Origin of the sequence: Streptomyces sp. TP-A0356 (assembly GCF_001417775.1) — a bacterium.
Lineage (GTDB): Bacteria > Actinomycetota > Actinomycetes > Streptomycetales > Streptomycetaceae > Streptomyces.
This window is the reverse complement of sequence record NZ_BBZJ01000028.1, coordinates 150,344-171,598: the sequence shown is the minus strand read 5'-3', so window position 1 is coordinate 171,598 and position 21,255 is coordinate 150,344. Positions and strand designations below refer to the sequence as shown.

At 72.8% G+C, this 21,255-nt stretch carries 16 protein-coding genes and 1 pseudogene; 12 read left to right on the top strand and 5 right to left on the bottom strand.

Features of this window, described 5'->3' with window-relative positions:
* The first annotated feature begins 56 nt into the window (after nucleotides 1–56).
* The 3 genes from ASC56_RS29800 to cyc2 all read left to right on the top strand — a co-directional run bounded on the left by ASC56_RS29800 (nucleotide 57) and on the right by cyc2 (nucleotide 4,152).
* Complete coding sequence (locus ASC56_RS29800; protein WP_055494675.1) at nucleotides 57–632, top strand: hypothetical protein; 576 nt, start codon at nucleotides 57–59, stop codon at nucleotides 630–632.
* Nucleotides 625–1,773: a damage-control phosphatase ARMT1 family protein gene (locus ASC56_RS29795; protein WP_055494674.1), complete on the top strand. Its 1,149-nt coding sequence runs from the start codon at nucleotides 625–627 to the stop codon at nucleotides 1,771–1,773. Before ASC56_RS29800 ends, ASC56_RS29795 begins: the two co-directional genes overlap by 8 nt.
* Before the next feature lie 207 nt (nucleotides 1,774–1,980).
* On the top strand, nucleotides 1,981–4,152 hold the full coding sequence (gene cyc2, locus ASC56_RS29790) for a germacradienol/geosmin synthase Cyc2 (protein WP_055494673.1): 2,172 nt from the start codon (nucleotides 1,981–1,983) through the stop codon (nucleotides 4,150–4,152).
* Nucleotides 4,153–4,190: 38 nt separating this feature from the next.
* On the opposite strand, the gene ASC56_RS29785 is transcribed toward cyc2, so the two are convergent.
* The gene (locus ASC56_RS29785; protein ID WP_055494672.1) at nucleotides 4,191–4,928 is read right to left on the bottom strand and encodes a gamma-glutamyl-gamma-aminobutyrate hydrolase family protein; all 738 of its coding nucleotides are present in this window, start codon (nucleotides 4,926–4,928) and stop codon (nucleotides 4,191–4,193) included.
* A 95-nt stretch (nucleotides 4,929–5,023) separates the two neighbouring features.
* On the opposite strand from ASC56_RS29785, the gene ASC56_RS29780 reads away from it, so the two are divergent.
* From ASC56_RS29780 to ASC56_RS29770, 3 genes are all read left to right on the top strand, one after another.
* Nucleotides 5,024–5,905 (top strand): LysR family transcriptional regulator, encoded by an 882-nt coding sequence (locus tag ASC56_RS29780; protein ID WP_055494768.1) that lies wholly within the window; start codon nucleotides 5,024–5,026, stop codon nucleotides 5,903–5,905.
* A gap of 288 nt (nucleotides 5,906–6,193) precedes the next feature.
* On the top strand, nucleotides 6,194–7,339 hold the full coding sequence (locus ASC56_RS29775; protein WP_055494671.1) for an aminopeptidase P family protein: 1,146 nt from the start codon (nucleotides 6,194–6,196) through the stop codon (nucleotides 7,337–7,339).
* A 101-nt stretch (nucleotides 7,340–7,440) separates the two neighbouring features.
* Nucleotides 7,441–8,364 (top strand): aminoglycoside phosphotransferase family protein, encoded by a 924-nt coding sequence (locus tag ASC56_RS29770; RefSeq protein ID WP_055494670.1) that lies wholly within the window; start codon nucleotides 7,441–7,443, stop codon nucleotides 8,362–8,364.
* A 53-nt stretch (nucleotides 8,365–8,417) separates the two neighbouring features.
* Here the strand turns inward: ASC56_RS29770 and treZ are convergent, their stop codons facing one another.
* Nucleotides 8,418–10,163, bottom strand: a complete 1,746-nt coding sequence (treZ, locus tag ASC56_RS29765; RefSeq protein ID WP_055494669.1) for a malto-oligosyltrehalose trehalohydrolase — start codon at nucleotides 10,161–10,163, stop codon at nucleotides 8,418–8,420.
* 173 nt (nucleotides 10,164–10,336) lie between these two features.
* Between treZ and ASC56_RS29760 the strand changes: the two genes are divergently transcribed.
* The 3 genes from ASC56_RS29760 to ASC56_RS29750 all read left to right on the top strand — a co-directional run bounded on the left by ASC56_RS29760 (nucleotide 10,337) and on the right by ASC56_RS29750 (nucleotide 12,839).
* Entirely contained in the window at nucleotides 10,337–10,888 is a 552-nt protein-coding gene (locus tag ASC56_RS29760; RefSeq protein ID WP_055494668.1) for a DUF1707 and FHA domain-containing protein, read from the top strand.
* Between the two features lie 185 nt (nucleotides 10,889–11,073).
* A complete protein-coding gene (locus ASC56_RS29755) occupies nucleotides 11,074–12,399 on the top strand; it encodes a M14 family zinc carboxypeptidase (RefSeq protein WP_055494667.1) in 1,326 nt (441 codons plus the stop codon).
* Nucleotides 12,396–12,839 (top strand): SSI family serine proteinase inhibitor, encoded by a 444-nt coding sequence (locus ASC56_RS29750; RefSeq protein WP_055494666.1) that lies wholly within the window; start codon nucleotides 12,396–12,398, stop codon nucleotides 12,837–12,839. Before ASC56_RS29755 ends, ASC56_RS29750 begins: the two co-directional genes overlap by 4 nt.
* An 85-nt stretch (nucleotides 12,840–12,924) precedes the next feature.
* On the opposite strand, the gene treY is transcribed toward ASC56_RS29750, so the two are convergent.
* Both treY and glgX read right to left on the bottom strand, forming a co-directional pair.
* On the bottom strand, nucleotides 12,925–15,294 hold the full coding sequence (treY, locus tag ASC56_RS29745) for a malto-oligosyltrehalose synthase (RefSeq protein ID WP_055494665.1): 2,370 nt from the start codon (nucleotides 15,292–15,294) through the stop codon (nucleotides 12,925–12,927).
* A gap of 59 nt (nucleotides 15,295–15,353) precedes the next feature.
* Nucleotides 15,354–17,462, bottom strand: a complete 2,109-nt coding sequence (gene glgX, locus ASC56_RS29740; protein ID WP_055494664.1) for a glycogen debranching protein GlgX — start codon at nucleotides 17,460–17,462, stop codon at nucleotides 15,354–15,356.
* Between the two features lie 256 nt (nucleotides 17,463–17,718).
* Between glgX and ASC56_RS38535 the strand changes: the two are divergent.
* From ASC56_RS38535 to ASC56_RS29730, 3 genes and pseudogenes are all read left to right on the top strand, one after another.
* Nucleotides 17,719–18,055 (top strand): annotated as a pseudogene (locus ASC56_RS38535) (copper amine oxidase); the annotation flags it as partial.
* Between the two features lie 127 nt (nucleotides 18,056–18,182).
* Nucleotides 18,183–19,421, top strand: coding sequence for an SAV2148 family HEPN domain-containing protein (locus ASC56_RS29735; protein ID WP_055494663.1), 1,239 nt, complete (start codon nucleotides 18,183–18,185; stop codon nucleotides 19,419–19,421).
* Between the two features lie 100 nt (nucleotides 19,422–19,521).
* Nucleotides 19,522–20,244: a 3'-5' exonuclease gene (locus ASC56_RS29730; RefSeq protein ID WP_055494662.1), complete on the top strand. Its 723-nt coding sequence runs from the start codon at nucleotides 19,522–19,524 to the stop codon at nucleotides 20,242–20,244.
* Nucleotides 20,245–20,280: 36 nt separating this feature from the next.
* On the opposite strand, the gene ASC56_RS29725 is transcribed toward ASC56_RS29730, so the two are convergent.
* Nucleotides 20,281–21,147: a phosphotransferase enzyme family protein gene (locus ASC56_RS29725; RefSeq protein ID WP_055494661.1), complete on the bottom strand. Its 867-nt coding sequence runs from the start codon at nucleotides 21,145–21,147 to the stop codon at nucleotides 20,281–20,283.
* Between the last annotated feature and the right edge of the window lie 108 nt (nucleotides 21,148–21,255).

The window sequence follows — 21,255 nt, the reverse complement described above, 5'->3', positions numbered from 1 at the left end:
GTCGCCCAGTCGCCCGGCGATGACATGCGGTGTCGGCCGCCCGTTAGCGTAGGCTCATGGCAACCGAGGGCGCCCCAAGGGCAGTTGAGGTGATATGTCCGGGCTGCGGCTCGGCCGGGGTGCGGGCGGTCCCGGAGATCTGCGCCGACCACGCGTCGATACGCGACGGCCTGGCCGACCGGCTGGCGCAGTCGCCGGGCGCGCCGTCGGGCTTCGACCGATGCCTGCACTTCGTCGAGGGCATGGTGATGGCCGGCATGGGCGTCGCCCTCGCCTACAGCGGCCTCGACAACCACAAGCCGCTCTACACGATCGGCGGATCCCTGCTCGCCGTACTGCTGTTCGTCGGCACGATCGTCGTGGTGCGCGGCGAGGGCCGCGAGCGGGCCGTCGTGGAGGCGGGGGAGTCCCGCACCGACGCGCTGTGGCGATCGGCGTACTACTGCTGCGGATGCGCGTCGGTGTTCTGCCCCGGTGGCACTCCGTGGCAGGGTCTGCTGACGCCGGAGCAGTTCAAGAAGTTCATGTGGACCGAGGCCGGCCACGGGAAGCAGCTCGAGGAGCAGTTCAAGGACGTGGACCTGCCCCCCGGGATCCTGACCGGCCCTGGAGGAACCCAAGACCATGCCTGACGCCCCCGTCATCCTCGCCGACGAACCGGGCACCTTCCCGCACGGCGTGCTCGCCGCACGGCATCCCGCGCTCCTCCGCGCGGTGCGGGACGCCTTTCCGTACGCCCCTGAGCAGCGGCACGCGCTCGACGCGCTGCTGACCAGCGCCACCGAGGGCGTCATCGAACCGCTCGGCACGGAGGACGACGAGCAGTGGGCGGAATGGGGCGCCCGGGAGTACCTCGGCCGCTCCTGGTTCGAGGTCCCCTTCCTCTGGTCCGAGAGCTACTTCTACCGCCATCTCCTCCAGGCCGTCGGCTACTTCGGCCCCGGCGCATGGCGGGGCATCGACCCCTTCCGCCCCTTCAAGCTGGCCGAACTCGACTCCCCGGAGACGGACGAGGAGCTGGTGGCGCTCGACCGGCTGACGGAGCAGCCGGTCGATGAGCAGGCGCGGGCGCTGCTCCACGGCTCGCTCTGGGGCAACCGCGCGGACCTCGGCTTCCGTCTCTCCGCACCCGGCGCCACCGCGGCGGTCTCCCAACTCGTCGCGGACGACAGCGAAGTGCTCTGGTCACTGCTGCCCGTGGACACCGTCTGCCTGGTCGCCGACAACGCGGGCCGGGAGCTGATCCCGGACCTGCTGCTGCTCGACCATCTGCTGCACCACGGTCGGGCCCGGCGGGCCCTGCTGCATGTGAAGGCGTACCCCTACTACATCTCCGACGCCACGACGGCCGATGTCGTGGACGCGGTGCGGCGGCTGACCGGCGCGAAGGGTGCCGCGGCCGGCGCGGGCGAGCGCCTGTGGGCGGCGATGACCGACGGCCGCCTCACGGTCCGGGCGCACCCCTTCTCCTGTACGCCGCTTCCGTACGCGGACATGCCGGAGGACCTGCGCACGGAGTTCACCGCGGCGGACCTGACGATCTTCAAGGGGGACCTCAACTACCGCCGTCTCGTGGGTGACCGGCTGTACCCGCCCACGACACCGTTCGCGGACGTCACGGCCTGCTTCCCCGGCCCGGTCGCGGCGCTGCGCACCCTGAAGTCCGACGTGATCGTGGGGCTGGACGCGGACACGGAGGCCGCGCTGATCGCCGCCGAGGGGCAGCGGTGGCGCACGAGCGGCGCGCACGCCCTCATCCAGGTGCGGCCCTGAGCGGTCACCTCAGGTGCAGCGGCAGCGACTTGATGCCGTTGATGAAGTCGGGGACGAGTCTTCCGGGCGGTGCGGCGAGCCGGGGCGCCCCACATCCCGCCGGTCCCCGGGACGGACATCGTCGGCCCCGCGCCCCCGATTCACGCGATGGTGTGATCATGGCCTGTCCCGCGGATGCCCCGGCGGAGCCACGGGTAGTGCCCGGCCATGACGCAGCCGTTCCGACTTCCTCACTTCTACATGCCGTACCCCGCACGGCTGAACCCGTGTGTCGACGAGGCGCGGGCCCACTCCACCGAATGGGCGCGCGCCATGGGCATGCTGGAGGGGTCCGGTGTCTGGGAACAGTCCGACCTCGACGCGCACGACTACGGGCTGCTCTGCGCGTACACACACCCCGACTGCGACGGCCCGGCCCTCTGCCTCGTCACCGACTGGTACGTGTGGGTGTTCTTCTTCGACGACCACTTCCTGGAGACCTTCAAGCGCACCCAGGACCGCGAGGGCGGCAAGGCCTACCTGGACCGGCTGCCCCTGTTCATGCCGCCGGACCTCGCGACCCCCGTACCGGAGCCGGAGAACCCCGTGGAGGCCGGGCTCGCCGACCTGTGGGCGCGCACGGTGCCGTCGATGTCCCTGGACTGGCGCAGACGGTTCGCCGTCGCCACCGAGCACCTGCTCAACGAGTCGCTGTGGGAGCTGTCCAACATCGGCGAAGGGCGGATCGCCAACCCCGTCGAGTACATCGAGATGCGCCGCAAGGTGGGCGGCGCCCCCTGGTCCGCGGGGCTCGTCGAGTTCGCGACCGCCGAGGTGCCCGCCTCCGTGGCCGCGTCCCGGCCGCTGCGCGTGCTCATGGAGACGTTCTCCGACGCCGTCCACCTGCGCAACGACCTCTTCTCCTACCAGCGCGAGGTCGAGGAGGAGGGCGAACTCAGCAACGGCGTCCTCGTCCTGGAGACCTTCTTCGGCTGCGACACGCAGCGGGCGGCCGACACCGTCAACGACATCCTCACCTCCCGGCTGCACCAGTTCGAGCACACCGCGCTCACCGAAGTGCCCGCGCTGGCCGTGGACAAGGGCCTCACCCAGGACGAGGTCGCCGCCGTCGCCGCGTACGCGCGGGGCCTGCAGGACTGGCAGTCCGGCGGCCACGAATGGCACATGAGGTCCAGCCGCTACATGAACGAGGGCGCGCGTTCCACGGGCCGGCCCTTCGGGCTCTCCGGCGTCGGCACGTTCGCCGCCGATGTGCGCGGGCTGCTGGCCGACGCCGGGGCCGAGCGCCTGCGCGCGTACACCCATGTCCCCTTCCAGCACGTGGGACCCTCACTGATCCCCGACTTCCAGATGCCCTACGAGGTGGAGCTCAGCCCCCACCTGGACGGCGCCCGCCGCCGTCTCACCCCCTGGATGCACCGGACGGGCATGCTCCAGGAGGGCGTCTGGGACGAGGACAAGCTCGTGGCGTACGACCTCCCGCTCTGCGCGGCCGGTCTGGACCCGGACGCCACACAGGAGGCGCTGGACCTCAGCTCCCAGTGGCTGGCCTGGGGCACCTACGGCGACGACTACTATCCGCTCGTCTTCGGTCAGCGGCGCGACCTCGCGGCGGCCAGAGTGTGCACCGGGCGGCTGTCGTCCTGCATGCCGGTCGACGGCGGTGAACTCCCCGTCCCCGTCAACGGCATGGAGCGCGGGCTGATCGACCTGTGGACCCGTACCACGGCCGGCATGACTGCGGACCAGCGGCGCACCCTGCGCGCCGCCGTGGACACGATGACCGAGAGCTGGCTGTGGGAGCTGGCCAACCAGCTCCTCAACCGCATCCCCGACCCCGTCGACTACCTGGAGATGCGCCGCGCCACCTTCGGTGCCGACCTCACCAAGAACCTGTGCCGCATGGGCCACGGCCCCGAGGTCCCGGCCGAGGTGTACCGGAGCGGCACGGTCCGCTCACTGGAGAACGCGGGCATCGACTACGCGATGCTGATCAACGACGTGTTCTCGTACCAGAAGGAGATCCAGTACGAGGGCGAGATCCACAACGCCCTCCTCGTCGTACAGAACTTCTTCGGCTGCGACTACCCGACCGCCCTGCGCGTCGTCCACGACCTGATGACGCAGCGCATGCAGCAGTTCCAGCATGTGGCCGCACATGAACTGCCCGTCCTCTACGACGACTTCAAGCTCTCGGAACAGGCGCGCAAGACCATGGACGGCTATGTCGTGGACCTGCAGAACTACATGTCCGGCATCCTGAAGTGGCACCGCGACTGCCGTCGCTACGGCGCGGCCGACCTGGCCCGGCGCGCCCACGGTTTCGTACCGGACCTGCCGCCGGCCCTCACCCGGTGGGCGGAACCGGTGGCACGCTGACCGCACGCCGGGCCGGGTACCACCGGCTCCGGCGCGGGTCAGACCGGGCGCACCCGCTCCCGGTCGGCCGCGTGCCCCACCGCGGCCCGTGCCAGTGCCCGCACGATCGGGTGCGGGCGCGAGCCGTCGCCCGCCAGCTCCGGCTGGAAGAGGGTGGCCAGGAAGAAGGGATGGCCGGGGAGTTCGGCGATGCGTACCTGGCCGTCCTCGTCGTGGCCGCTGAACCGCAGTCCGTGCGCCCGCAGGGTATCGAGGTGCCGGGAGGGTCCGTACGCGCAGAAGTACCGTTCGACGGTCCGCTCGGAGCCGGTCACCGACTGCGCCAGCGAGTCCGGCTCGATCCGGACCGCCGCCTCGTGGCCCACCAGGGAGCAGGCGAGCGGTTCGATGAGGAAGTCGTCGGCCTCGGGGTCGTTCTCGGCGTGCGCCACCCGCTGCAGACCGCAGACGCCGCGGGCGTACTCCAGCAGCGCGTGCTGGAACCCTCCGCAGGTGCCGAGGAAGGGGATGCCCTCCTCCCGGGCGGTGCGGATCGCGGCGAGCACGCCGGCCTCGCTGCGGTAGGGGCTGCCCGGCACCACCCACACCGCGTCGAAGCCACGGACCGCGCCCTCGTCCTCGGCGTCCTCGGACGAGATCCAGTAGGCGTCGAGGACGAGCCGGTCGCGCTCGGCGAGCGTCGCGAGCAGGAGGGGGATGCGGGTGTGCGAGACGACGTTGGGGGAGTGGTCGCCGACCAGGGCGAGCCGCGCGGTGTGCGGGGCGTGTGCTGTCATGCCGGCCATCCTTGGCGCACGGCCGGGTTCGCGTCCAACGATGATTGCTGCACCCTCGATAAGCGACGCTGATGCCGTGCGGAATGCTGGACCGCATGGACCCACACCTCCTGCGCACGTACGTCACCGTGGCCCGGCTCGCCTCCTTCTCGGAGGCCGCCCGCGAGCTCGGCTACACCCAGTCCGCGGTGTCGCAGCACATCGCCGCGCTGGAGCAGGACCTGGGCGCGCCCCTGCTGACCCGGCGTCCGGTCGCCCCCACCACGGTGGGCGAACGGCTCTTGGAACACGCCGGGCCGCTGCTGTTGCGCCTGGAGGCGGCCCGGGCCGACGTGGCCCGCATGGCGGCGGCGCCCGCGCTCGGGGTGACGCTCGCGGCGACGCCGACCGTGCTCGGAGCGCACGTCCTGTCCGCACTGCCCGCCGCGGGCGTCACGCTGCGCGTGTCCACCCGGGACGAGGTCCCCGCAGCGGTCGCCACGGGCCGCGCGGACCTGGGTCTCGTCGACGGGTTGGCCGCCCCCAGCGACCCGCTGCCGCTGCCCGATGTGGGGCCGCTGACGACCGAGGGGGCCGGGGAGGAGCCCGTGTGCGTCCTCCTGCCGCGGACCCATCCCCTCGCCGGACGCTCCGGACTACGGCTCGGCGACCTGGCCGACGCCCGCTGGATCGACGCCCCGGACGCGGGCCTGCCGCTCGCTCAGCTCCGCGCCGCGACCGGCGGCCGGGGCTTCGCACCGGCACTGCGCTACGAGGGCACCGATCTGCGCACGCTCACCGCGCTGGCGGCCGCGGGCCACGGACTGACCCTGCTGCCGCGCTCGGCGGCCACCGGACCGCCCGGCACCGTCGCCGTCCCGCTCACGGCGCCACGCGTCGTCCACCGCTCGGAACTGTTGCACGGCGGCGCCCCGCGGGGAGCCGCTGCGGTCCTGGCGGAACGGCTGCTGGAGCGGGTACGCGGCACGCCGGGGTGACCCGGTGTGCCGTCGGCGGGGTGCCGCTCGACCCGCCGGGCCGTCATGGTCGCGATGGGCTCGCCTCCGTCCCGGCGGAAGGGCAGGATGCTGCCCGTAGACCCGTAGACCCGTAGACCCGTAGACCCGTAGACCCGTAGACCCGTAGACCCGTAGACCCGTAGACCCGTAGACCCGTAGACCCGTAGACCCGTAGACCCGCGGACCCGCGGACCCGCGGACCCGCGGACCCGCGGACCCGTAGAGCCGTAGTAGACCTGGGAGAATCCGGACCCACGGAGGTTATGGATGACCGGCACGCCCGCGCCGCCCGACACAGGCGCCCCCGCCCCCTTCACCGCCGAGGACTACGCGGCCCGGATGCGGCGCGCCGCGGAAGCCGCCGCGGCGGCCGGGCTCGCCGGGCTGCTGATCGCGGCGGGGCCCGATCTGGTGTGGCTGACGGGATACCGGCCGGTGGAGACCGAACGTCTCACCCTGCTGGTGCTGCGGGCCGGATACGACCCCGTCCTCGTCGTGCCCACCCTGGAGGCGCCCGACGCGGCGGAGGCGTCCGGCGCGCCCGCGCTGACGCTGCGCGACTGGACCGACGGCCAGGACCCCTACGAGGTGGCCGCCTCCCTGCTCGGGACCGGCGGCCGCTACGGCATCAGCGACAACGCCTGGGCCCTGCACCTGCTCGGCCTGCGCGAACGGCGCCCGGACGTCGACCATGTGGCGCTCACCCGCGCCCTTCCCATGCTGCGGGCCGTCAAGGACGCCGCGGAACTCGACCGGCTGGCGGCCGCGGGCGCGGCGGCGGACGCGGCCTACGAGGAGATCCGGAAGGTTGCCTTCGCCGGACGCCGGGAGCGGGAGGTCGCCGCGGATCTCGCCGATCTGCTGCGGCGGTTCGGGCACGCGCAGGTCGACTTCACCATCGTCGCCTCGGGCCCCAACGGGGCCAACCCGCACCATGAGGCCGGCGCGCGTGTCATCGAGCGCGGCGACATGGTCGTCCTCGACTTCGGGGGTCTCAAGGACGGCTACGGCTCCGACACCTCCCGCACCGTCCACGTGGGCGAACCGACCGACGAGGAGCGCAGGGTGCACGATCTGGTGCGCGCGGCCCAGGAGGCGGGCTTCCGCGCGGTCGCACCGGGCGCGGCCTGCCAGGACGTGGACCGGGCGGCCCGCGCGGTCATCGCGGAGGCGGGGTACGGCGAGTACTTCATCCACCGCACCGGGCACGGCATCGGCGTGACCACGCACGAGCCGCCGTACATGATCGAGGGTGAGGAACAGCCGCTCGTCCCGGGCATGTGCTTCTCGGTGGAGCCCGGCATCTATCTGCCCGGCCGATTCGGGGTCCGTATCGAGGACATCGTGACGGTGACGGAGGACGGCGGGCGCCGGCTCAACAACACGCCGCGTGAGCTGGCGATAGTCGACTGAGAGGAGTCCGGCCGACCACGATGTGACCCCGAGGCGGCGGCGGTCGGCCGATCCGGCACCAGGAGCCCCCAGCACGCCCCCGAGACGACAACGGCGCGATCATGACCCAGGCACCGACACCGACGGCGGAGACCGTACGCCGACTGGTCCGCTCCCTGCTCCACGACGGCGACGGACCCGAGGTGACGCCCGTCGCCGAGGGCGGGGAGCACTCCACCTGGTGGGTCGGTACACGTCATGTGCTGCGGCTGGCCCCCGACCGCGACGCCTCCGCCCGCCAGCGCCGCGAGCTGCGGCTGCGCGCCCTGGTGCGGTCGCGCGTCGGGATGGCGGTCCCCACGAGCGTGGCGCACGGGGAGTGGGCCGCCGGTCTCGGCTACACCCTCGACACACGCCTGCCCGGCACCACCGGCGAGGAGCTGGGCGTCTCGGCGCTCGGCGAGGCGGACCTCGCGGGGCTGCTCACGGGGTTGCGCGAGGTACCCGTGCGCCAGGCCGAGGCACTGGGCGTCCCGCGTGTCGCGGCGCGCTCCCTGGAGGCGCTGCGCACGGCCGCCTCGCGTGCCGCCGGGCGCCTGGCCGAGGACGACGAGTTCGACCCCGCCCGCCTCGCCCAGCTCACCGCCCCCGCCGCCCGGCAGCTGGGCGCGCAGCCCGGCGCCGCCGTCCTGGTGCACCACGACCTCGGCGGCGAACACCTCGTGGTCAGCGCCGACGGGCGCGTGCGCGGCGTTCTCGGCTGGAACGACGCGGTCATCGGCGACCCGGCCGAGGACATCGCCGCGCTCGCCGTCGCCGTCGGTGCCCCCGCGGCGGTGCGCGCCGCCACCCTCGCCGGCTACGGCGCCCGCCCCTGCCTGCGCGGTCTGTGGCTCGCCCGCTGCGACACGCTCGTCGGCCTCGCCGCCGGAGTCGAGGGCCGCGACCGGACCCCGCTGCCGATCCTGCGTGCCCGGCTGCGGCGGGCATGGGAGGCGATCATGCTGGAGCGAGTGACGGAACTGCCGGACGAGGAGACGCCGTAGTCGGCGACCTCCAGGGTGGCCCGGGGCGTCGGCAGACTCCCTCGACCGCCTCCTCACACCTGCGTCAGCACCACGCACGACTCGCCCGGCAGGCTCAGCACCCCGTCCTCGTCCGGTGGCTGCACGGGCTCCCACGCGGCCAGTACGCGCGCGTCGTGCACACCGACGGGGACCCGCGCCGGCTCCTTGGCGAGGTTCACGACGACCCGTACGTCCCCACGGCGGAAGGCGAGCCAGCGCGCGTCCTCGTCGTAGGTGACCTTCACGTCACCGAGGTCGGGATCCGAGAGATCGGGCTGGGCGCGGCGCAGGGCGATCAGCTCCCGGTACCAGGCCAGTACGCGCGCGTGGGGCTCGCGTTCCGGCTCGGACCAGTCGAGACAGGAGCGTTCACGGGTCGCCGGGTCCTGGGGGTCGGGCACGTCCTCCTCGGCCCAGCCGTGCGCCGCGAACTCCCGGCGCCTGCCGCGCCGCACGGCCTCGGCGAGCTCGGGATCGGTGTGGTCGGTGAAGAACTGCCAGGGCGTGCCCGCGGCCCACTCCTCGCCCATGAACAGCATCGGTGTGAACGGCGCGGTGAGCACGAGGGCCGCCGCGCACGCGGCAAGACCGGGGGAGAGGGAGGCCGAGAGGCGGTCGCCCTGGGCGCGGTTGCCGACCTGGTCGTGGGTCTGGGCGTAGCCGAGCAGGCGGTGCGCGGAGACACGCGTGCGGTCCAGCGGACGGCCGTGCCGCCGGCCCCGGAACGTCGAGTACGTGCCGTCGTGGAAGAACCCGCCCGTCAGCGTCTTGGCGAGGGCCGCGAAGGGGGCGCGGGCGAAGTCCTCGTAGTAGCCCTGTGCCTCCCCGGTCAGCGCGGCGTGCAGCGCGTGATGGAAGTCGTCGTTCCACTGCGCGTGCACGCCGAGGCCGTGCTCCGTGCGCGGCGTGATGACCCTCGGGTCCCCGAGGTCCGACTCGGCGATGAGGAACAGCGGCCTGCCGACATCGGCGCCGAGCGCGTCCACCGCCGACGACAGCTCCTCCAGGAAGTGGAGTGCGCGTGTATCGCACAGCGCGTGCACCGCGTCCAGGCGCAGCCCGTCGAGCCGGTAGTCGCGCAGCCAGGCGAGCGCGCTGCCGATCAGATAGGCGCGCACCTCGTCCGAGCCGGGCGCGTCCAGGTTCACGGCCGCGCCCCAGGGCGTGTGATGCGTGTCGGTGAAGTACGGGCCGAACGCGGGGAGGTGGTTCCCCGAGGGACCGAGATGATTGTGGACGACGTCCAGCACCACCCCGAGGCCGAGCTCGTGCGCCCGGTCGACGAACCGTTTCAGCGCCTCGGGCCCGCCGTACGGCTCGTGCACCGCCCACAGGGAGACACCCTCGTACCCCCATCCGTGCCGCCCCGGGAACGGGCACAGCGGCATCAACTCGACGTGTGTGACGCCCAGTTCCACCAGATGTCCGAGTCGCTCGGCCGCCGCGTCCAGCGTGCCCTCGCGGGTGTACGTCCCCGTGTGCAGCTCGTACAGCACCGCGCCCGGCAGCTCGCGCCCCGCCCACGCGGCACGCCACGCATACCGTCCGTGGTCGACCACGGCGCTCAGCCCGTCCGGCCCGTCCGGCTGGCGGCGCGAACGAGGGTCCGGCAGCACGGGTCCGTCATCCACGGCGAACCCGTACCGCGTGCCGTCACCGGCATCCGCTTCCCCCGTCCACCAGCCGACACGCTCCGGATCGCGCGCCAACGCGCGCGTGGCGCCGCCGCAGTGGAGCGTCACCCGGCCGGCCCCTGGTGCCCACACCTCGAACTGCACGGACGGTTCCCCCCTCGTCTGCTCATCGTGATGTAGCGCGTCCCATGGTGCGTCAAACGAGATCAATTCGCCTCCGGATCCACCCTTTTGACACGCGGAACGCCCCTGACGGCGACCGCCGTCCTCTTCGCGTTTTCTGGACACTCCCGCCCGACTGACCGACAATCACCAGCGTGACGTCGTCCTACGAGTTCCACACCTACCCCGCGCGGCTCTCGGACGCCGAGCGCGACAGGGCGCTGAAGGTTCTCCGCGACGGCGTCGCTCTGGGGCGCCTGTCGCATGACACGTTCATCCGTCGCATGGAGCTCGCGCTGGTGGCCCGGCAGCCCCATGAGCTGGCCGCGCTCACCGCCGATCTGCCCACCGGAAAACGCTGGTCCCGGGCGGTGTTCGGGACCGTCGAGGCGGTCTCCGGGTTCACCGTTCGGCTGCGCCGGGCCTGGCAGGCCGAGCGGCTGCCCAAGCTGCTGCTGCCGCACCCGGACAGCCCCTGGGCGCTGCGGATCGGCCGCGACCCCGCCAGCGGCCTGCGGCTCAGCCATGAGACGGTCTCTCGCGTGCACGCCGAACTGAGGCGCCAGGGCGGCCTGTGGGTGTTGCGCGACCTCGGCTCGACGAACGGCACGACGGTCAACGGCCGGCGCGTGATCGGCGCCGCGGTCGTCCGCGACGGCGACCAGGTGAGCTTCGGGACGATGACGTTCCGCCTGGCGGCGGAGTAGCCGGTCCGCCGGGTGCGGTTCCACCGTCGGAGTGAGTCCGCCCCGCGGGCCACATCCCTGACGCCTTGCGGTGTTGACGTACCCCCCGAGCCGTGACTGACTGTGCGTACACCGTGTACACCAGGTGAACCGACGGCACCACCGAGCGGAGGTGTGCCCTGACGCCGCTCCTCCGCTACCCGACCGTGGACGAACTGGGCGCCCGCGCCGCCGCGCTCGTCGCCCGCCGTCCGCGCGACGCCCGGCTGCGCCGCGTCGGCACATCGCGGGGCGGCACACCCCTGTGGCTGCTCTCGGTCGGCCACGGCAGCCGCCACGCCCTGGTCGTCGCCGGACCCCACGCCAACGAGCCGGTCGGCGGCGTCACCGCGCTGCGCCTGGCCGAGCGGGCGCTGGCCGACCCCCGGCTGGGCGAGCGGGCCGACGCCACCTGGAACCTCCTGCTGTGCCTCGACCCCGACGGCGCCCGCCGCAACGAGGGCTGGCTGTCGGGCCCCTACACCCTCGGGCGCTACTTCCGTCACTTCTTCCGCCCCGGCTTCCGGGAGCAGCCCGAGTGGCTGCCCGACGGCGCGGATCGCGCCGCCCTGCCGGAGACTCGCGCCCTGCTCGACCTCCAGGACGAGCTGCGGCCCTTCTTCCAGTGCTCGCTGCACGGCGTCGACATCGGCGGCGGCTTCGTCGAGCTCACCCGCGACCTGCCGGGCATGGCCCAGCGGCTCGCCCAGACCGCGGCCCGGCTCGGCATCCCGCGCGAACTCGGCCCGTACGACACCCTGTACTGGCCGGCCCTCGGGCCCGCGGTCTACCGCATCCCACCGCCCCGCCGCGGCGACCTCGCCGCGGCGATCACGGAGGCCGCGGTCGAGTCGACCTGGTTCCACCCGCACCGCTACGGCACCGTCACGGCGGTCGTGGAGGCGCCCATGTGGGGCGTGGCGGCCGTGGAGGACGGCTCGCCGCACCCGGACGCCCACATGGAACTGAGGGCGGTCAGCCGGACGCTGCGGCGCGACACCCGCCTCCTGGAGGGCATACTGGCCCGCATCCGCCCCCACCTGGCCGCCGTGTCCGACGCCGCCCGCATGCTCGCCCCGGTCGACGACTATTTACTGGTCGGCCCCGGGCTCGCCGACTCCTGGGACCCCGACCGGTACGACGGCGGGCAGCGGCCGCTGCCGCCGCTCGACAACGCCCGTCTGACCGCCCTGGGCATCTCGGGCCGCCGGGTCGCGCTGCGCACCGCCGGACTGCTGCACCAGCTCGCCAGGGCCGCCGGGCGCGCGGCGTCCGGCGTCCTGCCGGAGCTGGACGGGCTCATCGACGAGTGGTGCGCCGACTACCACGACGGCTACGGGGCGCGCTGGATCCCGGTCGCACGCCAGGCCGAGTACCAGGCCCGTGTGGTGCTCGCCGCGTTCGAACTCGCCGGGCGGGGTGCGCCCGCGCGCTCCCATTCGGGTGATTCCGACTGGAGTTCGGGGGCCGCGGTGCCGATGCATACCGAGTGACGAAGACGACCCTGGCCCTGCGCGGCGCCCTGCTCGCCGCGGCCGCCCTGCTCACCACCACGCCGGCTCAGGCCGCGCCCCACCCGGTCACCACCGGCAACTGGCTCTATCTGACCGTCACCCAGGGCGACACCCGCTCCAGGGAGATCCGCGGCGCCATGCTGCTGTGCAACCCGCCCCTCGGACACGCGCGGGCCGCCCAGGCGTGCGCGGAACTCGACGCGGCGCGGGGGGACATCGGCCGCATCCCGCGCAAGGACGCCTTCTGCCCGATGATCTACGCGCCCGTCACCGTCTCCGCGCGCGGCCAGTGGGAAGGCCGTCACGTCGACTACGGCCGCACGTTCTCGAACACATGTGACCTGGCGGCGCGGACCGGGTCGGTGTTCGCGCTGGCCGACCGGGAATCGGACCGGAAGGTACCGGGACTGCGGCACTGAGCCGCGCCCCCTCGCCCCGCCTCGCGAACGCCCCCTGACGGTCTTCTCCCGGTTGCCTCCCACTGGCGCACGATACGGAGCCCGGTCACTCCCCGTCGGCCCGTTCCAGCAGCGCCACCGGCAGCCGGGCGAAGAGGTCCGCCACGCGCGCGTGCCCCTCGAAACGCCGCTCCGGGGCGAGCACATCCGCCCACCGGCCCGGCGGCAGCGTGAGGGACGTGTCGCGCCAGCCGCCCGCCTCCGCCAGCCGCAGCGACAGCCGGGTCACCGCCGTGAGCACCTCCCCGGAGCGCACGAAGGCCACACAGTGCGCGGCGCCCGGCCCCTCGGCGGCGAGCGGTGCGTACGTCGCCGACTCGCCGAAGGCCTCCGGGCGCCGTCGGCGCAGCCGCAGCGCGGCCCCGGTGAGCTCCACCTTGGCCGCCGTGTCCGGTGTGTCCGCCCCCGCCTCCGGCGGCGCGAACGGCCGCCGGTTGTCCGGGTCCACCAGCGCCCGGTACTCGCCCTCCGTGCCCTGGTAGACGTCCGGCACACCCGGCATCGTCAGATGGACCAGGGCGGCCCCCAGGACGTTCGCCCGGATGTGCGGGGCCAGCGCCTTCCGGAACTCCGTCACGAGCCGCCCGGGCGCCCCGCACGGCCCGCCCGTGACGAAGGCCGCCACCGCCTCCTCGTAGGCGGGGTCCTGTTCGGTCCACGTGGTGTGCAGGCCCGCCTCCCGCACGTGCTTGAGCAGCGCGCCCCATAGGCGTTCTTCGGCCGCCTGTCCCAGCCCGAAGAACGTCTGCCAGGCCGCCCAGACCAGGTGCGGGTCCGGTCCGCCGTCTCCCGCGCGGGTCACCTCGGCCAGCACGTCGGCCCAGCGGTCGGGGCACTGGCCGAGCACCGAGACCGCCGCCCGCACGTCCGCGCTGCGCTTGGTGTCGTGCGTCGACAGCACGGTGCCGGTGACGGGCCAGTCGCGCTGGACGCGCGCGCAATACCCGTGGAAGTCCTCCGGGGAGACGGCCGGTGCGCCGGGCTCACCGCCCACCTCGTTCGCCGACAGCAGCGGCACATAGCGGTAGAAGGCGGTGTCCTCGACGGACTTGGCGCGCAGCGCCGACGCGGTCTGCGCGAACCGGGCCCGGAACTCGGCGTGGTCGGGCCCGTCCCCGGCCCGTCCCAGCAACAGGTCCCGTACGACGGTCACGGCATGCGCCTCCTCGGGCACCGTGAAGGTGGCACGGGCCTCGGCGGCGGCCTCCTCGGTGACCACCGCGGCGGCGTCCGATGAGGTGTACGGCCGGTACACCTCCAGGCGGACCAGGAGTTCCCGCAGCGCGGTGCGCAGCGCCCAGGGGGCGTGGTCACGGAGGGCGGGGTCCGGGGACGCGGCGCACAGGCGGCTCGCCACCCGGGTGAGCCGGTCCATCTCGGTGGCCAGCTCGTGCGTGACCACCGTGTACGCGGCGCGCCGCACGGTCGAGGTCCAGTGGCCGCCGCGGTCGCCCGGCGGGGCCGCGAACCGCCGGTAGTGGCCGAGCAGTTCTGCGGCGGCCGCCGGGTCCGTGAAGAGCCCGTCCACGTGCCGCAGCGCGTCGTACCCGGTGGTGCCCGCGACCGGCCAGGCGGCGGGCAGGTGCTCGTCGGCGGCGAGGATCTTCTCGACGACCGTCCAGCGCCCGCCGGTGGCCTCGTGCAGACGGCGCAGATACGCGTCCGGGTCGGCCAGGCCGTCCGGGTGATCCACGCGCAGGCCGTCGATCACACCCTCGCCCAGCAGCCGCAGGAGCGTGCCGTGCGTCGCGGCGAAGACCTCCGGGTCCTCCACGCGCACCCCGATGAGCTCGGAGATGCTGAAGAACCGCCGGTAGTTGAGTTCGGTACGGGCCAGTCGCCACCACACCGGGCGGTACCACTGGGCGTCGAGCAGCTGCGGCAGCGGCAGCGTCCCGGTGCCCTCGCGCAGCGGGAACACATGGTCGTGGTAGCGCAGCACGTCCCCGTCGGCCTTCAGATCCGCCAGCACCTGGCCGAGCCGGCTCCCCAGTACCGGCAGCAGCAGCTGCCCGCCCTGTGCCTCCCAGTCGATGTCGAACCAGCGCGCGTACGGCGACGCCGGACCCTCGCGCAGCACCTCCCACAGGGGGCGGTTGTGTCGCGGGGACATGGCCATGTGGTTGGGCACGATGTCCACGACCAGGCCCAGCCCGTGCCGCCGTGCGGTGCGCGCCAGGGAGCGCAGCCCGGCCTCGCCGCCCAACTCCTCCCGTACGCGGGTGGGGTCGGTGACGTCGTAGCCGTGTCTCGACCCGGGGACGGCCTCCAGGACCGGCGACAGGTGCAGATGCGAGACGCCGAGTGCGGCCAGGTACGGCACGGCCGCCTCCGCCGCGCCGAACGGGAACTCCGGCTGCAGCTGGAGCCGGTAGGTGGCCGTGGGCACCGCCGGGACGGGTCGCTCAGGTGTCATGAGAACCTACGTACCCGCCCCGCCGGGATTCCTGCCACAGACGCGCCGTCAGAAGCGCCCTAGGCGGGCCTTTGCAGCACCGTCAGGCTCCGGTCCACCAGTGTCAGCCGGCCCCCGGCCTCGACCTTGTTGCCGGTGCCCGGCGTCACCCCCTCAGGGACGGCCGTGTCGACGACCACCTGCCACTGACGCCCGTGGTCGACCGGCACCACGAACTCCAGCGGCCTGGGTGAGGCGTTGAACATCAGCAGGAACGAGTCGTCGTTGATCCGCTCCCCGCGCGGGCCGGGCTCGGAGATCGCGTTGCCGTTGAGGAACACGGTCAGCGCGCTCGCCTGCGCCGACGTCCAGTCCCGCTGGACCATCTCCTCGCCCTGAGGCGTGAACCACGCGATGTCGGACAGTTCGTCGTGCGTGCCCTGCACCGGGCGGCCGTGGAAGAAGCGGCGCCGGCGGAAGACCGGGTGGTCGCGGCGCAGCCACACCATCGCGCGCGTGAACTCCAGCAGATCGCTGCCGTCCTCGGGCCACTGCACCCAGGACAGCTCGTTGTCCTGGCAGTACGCGTTGTTGTTCCCCTGCTGCGTCCGCGCGAACTCGTCGCCGTGGCTGAGCATCGGCACACCCTGGGAGAGCATCAGCGTGGCGATGAAGTTGCGCATCTGGCGCGCCCGCAGCTCCAGCACCGCCGGGTCGTCGGTCTCGCCCTCGGCCCCGCAGTTCCAGGACCGGTTGTGGCTCTCCCCGTCGCGGTTGTCCTCGCCGTTGTCCTCGTTGTGCTTCTCGTTGTACGAGACGAGGTCGTGCAGCGTGAAGCCGTCGTGGCAGGTGACGAAGTTGATGGAGGCGAGCGGGCGGCGGCCGTCGTCCTGGTACAGGTCCGAGGAGCCGGTCAGCCGGGAGGCGAACTCGGCCAGCGTGCGCGGCTCCCCGCGCCACAGGTCCCGTACGGTGTCGCGGTACTTGCCGTTCCACTCGGTCCACATCGGCGGGAAGTTGCCCACCTGGTAGCCGCCCTCGCCCACGTCCCACGGCTCGGCGATCAGCTTCACCTGGGAGACCACCGGGTCCTGCTGGACCAGGTCGAAGAACGACGACAGCCGGTCCACCTCGTGGAACTGCCGTGCCAGCGTGGCCGCCAGGTCGAAGCGGAAGCCGTCCACGTGCATGTCGGTGACCCAGTAGCGCAACGAGTCCATGATCAGTTGCAGGACGTGCGGGGAGCGCATCAGCAGGGAGTTACCGGTCCCCGTGGTGTCCATGTAGTAGCGCGGGTCGTCCGTCAGCCGGTAGTACGAGGGGTTGTCGAGGCCCCTGAAGGAGAGCGTCGGGCCGAGGTGGTTGCCCTCGGCGGTGTGGTTGTAGACGACGTCCAGGATGACCTCGATACCGGCCTCGTGCAGGGCCCGGACGGCCGACTTGAACTCCAGGACCTGCTGGCCGCGGTCGCCCCAGGAGGCGTACGCGTTGTGCGGGGCGAAGAAGCCGATCGTGTTGTAGCCCCAGTAGTTGCTCAGGCCCATGTCCGCCAGACGGTGGTCATTGACGAACTGGTGTACGGGCATGAGTTCCAGTGCGGTGACACCCAGCTCGGTCAGGTGCTCGATGATCGCCGGGTGGGCCAGTGCCGCATAGGTGCCGCGCAGTTCCTCGGGCAGCGCCGGGTGGCGCATCGTCAGGCCCTTCACATGGGCCTCGTAGATCACCGTGCGGTGGTACTCGGTGCGCGGTCGGCGGTCGTCGCCCCAGTCGAAGTAGGGGTTGATCACCACGGACGTCATTGTGTGGGGCGCCGAGTCCAGGTCGTTGCGCTTGTCGGGAGCTCCGAAGGGGTAGCCGTACACCTCCTCGCCCCACTTCACGGTGCCGCTGATGGCGCGCGCGTACGGGTCGAGCAGCAGCTTCGCCGAGTTGCAGCGCAGCCCCCGCTCGGGCGCGTACGGGCCGTGCACCCTGAACCCGTACCGCTGCCCCGGCATCACCCCGGGCAGATACGCGTGCCGTACGAACGCGTCGGTCTCCCGTAGTTCCACCGCCGTCTCCGAGCCGTCGTCGTGCAGAAGACACAGCTCGATCCGGTCGGCGGCCTCCGAGAAGACCGCGAAGTTGGTTCCGGCGCCGTCGTACGTGGCGCCGAGCGGATACGCCTCTCCAGGCCAGACCTGCATGGATATGACTCTCCCAGTTGTTCCGGCCCCGGGGGGCGAGTTGCAGCCGGGTTCTCCCCGACAGTGCATCGCACGCGCCAGACGCCGCGAGCTGATCGCACTCCCATTCTGTTCGGAGCTCTTGACGGCCGACCAGTGTGCCCCGCGGTATGCACAGCCACCGGCGCAGCCGCGGTGTGGCGAACCAAAGGGGCAGACCACTCCCAGGACCATAGGGGGAGCAGGGGGAAGTGTGCGCAAGACAGTGCACCGCCATCTGGAGCAGTACGACTCCGAGGTCGGCCCGCCCGCCCCGGGCGCCCAGGCGCCGAGCAACAGGACCACCCGCACGAAGGGCACCAGGGAACTCGCGGGCGACGCACGGAACATGCGGCGGCACCCGAGCGGGCAAGTCCGTCGGCACCTGGGTCAACGGACAGACCCTCACCCACCCGGTGGTGTGGGTCGACGTCGCCTTCCACCACATCGCGCGCGACGGGGACCAGCAGCCCATGCCGGTCCACCGGCAGGGCTTCTCCATCGCCCCGCGCGACGTCACGGCTATGAATCCGCTCACTCCGGCTGCCCTCGCCGATCAGAACGGGCGTGCGTGACCGGGAAGTTGAGAGGCGACCCTGTCCATCCGGCTGCATCCCGCCGCGCTCCCGGAGTACGCTTCCTTGATCGTTGGCTGGGGCCTGGCCCCTGGGGAGGCTCGGGGGAGCGGAAGGCGGTGCGCGGGTGGGCTCGGGAGGGCTGGAGCTGCCCCCTGGTGACGAGGGTCACGAGGGGAACTCCGCGGACGTCCCGCCCGGGGCGGTGTCCCTGGCACGGCCGATGGAAATGGGATCCATCGGACCGGAACTCGACTGGAACGCCGATGCCTGGCGTGAGGTGCGTACGCGCGCCCAGCGGGCGGGGCGGGCCTACATCTGGCTGAATCTGGTCGAACAGCGGCTGCGCGCGGTCGTGGCCGCTGTTCTCCGCCCCATCTACGAACCCGTCCACGGCGACGACTGGGTGGTCGCCGCCGCCGGGCCGGCCGGCCAGGAGTGGGTGCAGCGCGCGGTCGCGGTACGCGAGGTCAGCCGCCGCAAGGGGTACCTGCTCGACCCCGCCGACGACAACGTGCTGAGCTTCCTGACCCTGCCGCAGCTGCGCGAGCTGATGGTGCAGCACTGGCCGTGCTTCGAGCCGTACGTCGACGAGCGCCGGGACGTCGAACTCGCCCTGGACGAGCTGGAAGTGACCCGGAACGTGGTCTCGCGCAACCGGGCGCTGTCGGAGGCCGTCCTCGCCCAGGCGGAGCGCGCCTCGGCCCGGCTCCTGGAGATCCTCGGCGCGGGCGGTGACGTGCCCTCCGCGCGCCGGCTGCCCGTCGACGCGGTCGAGGACCTGGTGGGCGACCGCTACGCCGACGTGGTCGCCGTCCATTCGGACCGGGTGCGGCTGCTGCGGCAGTTCCCCGCCGAGGACATCTTCGGCGGTGCCCGCCGTCTCGACGCCATCGGCATCGGCCTCAACCTGCTCGTGCAGAACTTCTCCGGCCGCCGGCTGGTGCGGCTGGCCGAGTCGGGCTGCCGGGTGCGGCTGCTGTTCCTCAACCCCGCCTCCAGCGCGGTCAAGCGGCGCGAGCGGGAACTCGGCATCAGGAAGGGCGAGCTGAGCCGCGCCGTCGAGACGAACATCCTGCACATGCGCCGGGTGCGCTCGAAGCTGCGCGACCCGGGCGCCTTCGAGATCCAGGTCTTCGACGAGACGCCCCGCTTCACCGCGTACCTGGTGGACGGGGACGGATCCGACGGCATCGCGGTCGTGCAGTCCTATCTGCGCCGCACCCGTGGTATGGAGGCGCCGGTGCTGGTGCTGCGGAACGGCAACCGCGTCGTCAAGTCGAACGAAGCCGACGAGAGCGGGCTCTTCGCGACATACCGCGAGGAGTTCGAAATGGCCTGGGCGGATTCGCGGCCGGTGTCCTGAACTGTCCCAGAGGTAAGCGGAACGCGCTCCTCCGGTTGTCAGTGGCCCATGCGAAGGTGGAGACCACTGGGGGAAAGCACCACCGAGAAGGGGGGCCGCCATGGCCTGGCACCGAGAGCTGCTGATCGGCTTCGACCTGGAGACGACCGGGACGGATCCGTACGAGGCGCGCATCGTCACGGGCGCGGTGATCGAGGTCAGGGACGGGCAGCCCCTGGGGCGCCGTGAGTGGCTGGCGGACCCGGGCGTGGAGATTCCGGCGGACGCGGTCGCGGTGCACGGGATCAGCAATGAGCGTGCGGCCGCCGAGGGCCGGCCGGCCGACCGGGTCGCCGACGCCATCGCGGACGTCCTGGTGGCCTACTGGAAGACGGGCGTGCCGGTCGTCGCCTACAACGCGGCCTTCGACCTGACGCTGCTGACCGCCGAGTTGCGCCGGTATGGACTGCCGTCCCTGCGGGACCGTCTGGGCGGCACGGACCCCGCCCCGGTCATCGATCCGTACACGATCGACCGCCGTGCCGACCGCTACCGCCGCGGCAAGCGCAATCTGGAAGCGGTCTGCGCGGAGTACGGCGTCGTGCTGGACGCGGCGCACGACGCCGGGGCGGACGCCCTGGCCGCCGCCCTGCTCACCGGCGCGATAGCCGTCCGCCACCCCAAGATCGCGGCCCTCGGCCCGGCGGAGCTGCACCGCCGCCAGATCGAGTGGTACGCGGACTGGGCGGCGGACCTCCAGGCGTTCCTGCGCCGCAAGGGCGACACGGAGGCCGTGGTGGACGGGACATGGCCGCTGCGGGAGAGGGCGGGCCAGACCGTCTGAGTGTGTGTCAGGCCGAGCGGACCGGGCTTCGCCGGTTCAGAACGGGTACCAGCGGACGGTCTCGTCCCCGTCCCGCAGGGACGCCACCCGTCGCGCGAACTCGGCGAGCGCCTTGGGGTTGCCCGGCGCGTGCTGGGCGACCCAGGCACAGCTGGCGGTCTCGCGCGCCCCGCGCAGCACGGAGCAGCCCTCCCACTCGCGTACATCCCAGCCGTAGGCCCGGGTGAAGGAGCCGTAGGCCTCGGCGGCCATCCCGTAGCGGTCGCGGGTGAGGGCCATGACCACCAGGTCGTGCTCGCGCAGGTCCGCCGAGAAGGTCTCCAGGTCGACCAGGACCGGGCCGTCCGGGCCGATGTGCACATTGCGGGGCAGCGCGTCACCGTGGATCGGGCCCGGCGGCAGATGCGGCGTCAGCGCGGCAGCCGCGGTGGCGAACCCGTCGCGCCGCTCGCGCAGATACGCGGCGTCCGCCGGGTCGATCGCGTCGCCCGCCAGCCGCAGCCAGCGCTCCACACCGCTCAGCAGCTCGCGGGGCGGCAGGGCGAAGGAGGGGGCGGGGAGCGCGTGCACGATCCGCAGCAGTTCGGCCAGATCCCGCGGTTCGGCGGGGCGTACGGGATCCGGCAGCCGATGCCACACCGTCACCGGGTGGCCGTCCACCAGCAGCGGCTTGCGGTCGGCGGCCCGCACCGCGGGGACGCCTGCTTCGGCGAGCCAGAGGGCGATGTCCAGCTCCCGCCGGGCGCGATCGAGGAGCTCGGCGTCGCGGCCCACCTTGACCACCAGGTCACCGGCGGCGAACACCGCGTTCTCGCCGAGCGCGAGGAGCCGCGCGTCCGCGGCCGGGCCGCCGGGCAGCACGCCCGCCGCGGCCAGTACGTCGCGCGCCCTCGCCTCGTCCATCGTTGCGCCTCCGTGTGCTCACGCGTTGCTGCCGTCCGCCGCACAGTGTCGCATTCGCACAGGTCGGAGCAGGTAGGCGGTGTGACACGGCGACGGGGCCGGGGTGTG

Bases quoted from the DNA above. Each gene is read 5' to 3' on its own strand.
- ASC56_RS29800 (WP_055494675.1), top strand. From the start codon at position 57: ATGGCAACCGAGGGCGCCCCAAGGGCAGTTGAGGTGATATGTCCGGGC.
- ASC56_RS29795 (WP_055494674.1), top strand. From the start codon at position 625: ATGCCTGACGCCCCCGTCATCCTCGCCGACGAACCGGGCACCTTCCCG.
- cyc2 (WP_055494673.1), top strand. From the start codon at position 1,981: ATGACGCAGCCGTTCCGACTTCCTCACTTCTACATGCCGTACCCCGCA.
- ASC56_RS29785 (WP_055494672.1), bottom strand. From the start codon at position 4,928: ATGACAGCACACGCCCCGCACACCGCGCGGCTCGCCCTGGTCGGCGAC.
- ASC56_RS29780 (WP_055494768.1), top strand. From the start codon at position 5,024: ATGGACCCACACCTCCTGCGCACGTACGTCACCGTGGCCCGGCTCGCC.
- ASC56_RS29775 (WP_055494671.1), top strand. From the start codon at position 6,194: ATGACCGGCACGCCCGCGCCGCCCGACACAGGCGCCCCCGCCCCCTTC.
- ASC56_RS29770 (WP_055494670.1), top strand. From the start codon at position 7,441: ATGACCCAGGCACCGACACCGACGGCGGAGACCGTACGCCGACTGGTC.
- treY (WP_055494665.1), bottom strand. From the start codon at position 15,294: ATGACACCTGAGCGACCCGTCCCGGCGGTGCCCACGGCCACCTACCGG.
- glgX (WP_055494664.1), bottom strand. From the start codon at position 17,462: ATGCAGGTCTGGCCTGGAGAGGCGTATCCGCTCGGCGCCACGTACGAC.
- ASC56_RS29730 (WP_055494662.1), top strand. From the start codon at position 19,522: ATGGCCTGGCACCGAGAGCTGCTGATCGGCTTCGACCTGGAGACGACC.
- ASC56_RS29725 (WP_055494661.1), bottom strand. From the start codon at position 21,147: ATGGACGAGGCGAGGGCGCGCGACGTACTGGCCGCGGCGGGCGTGCTG.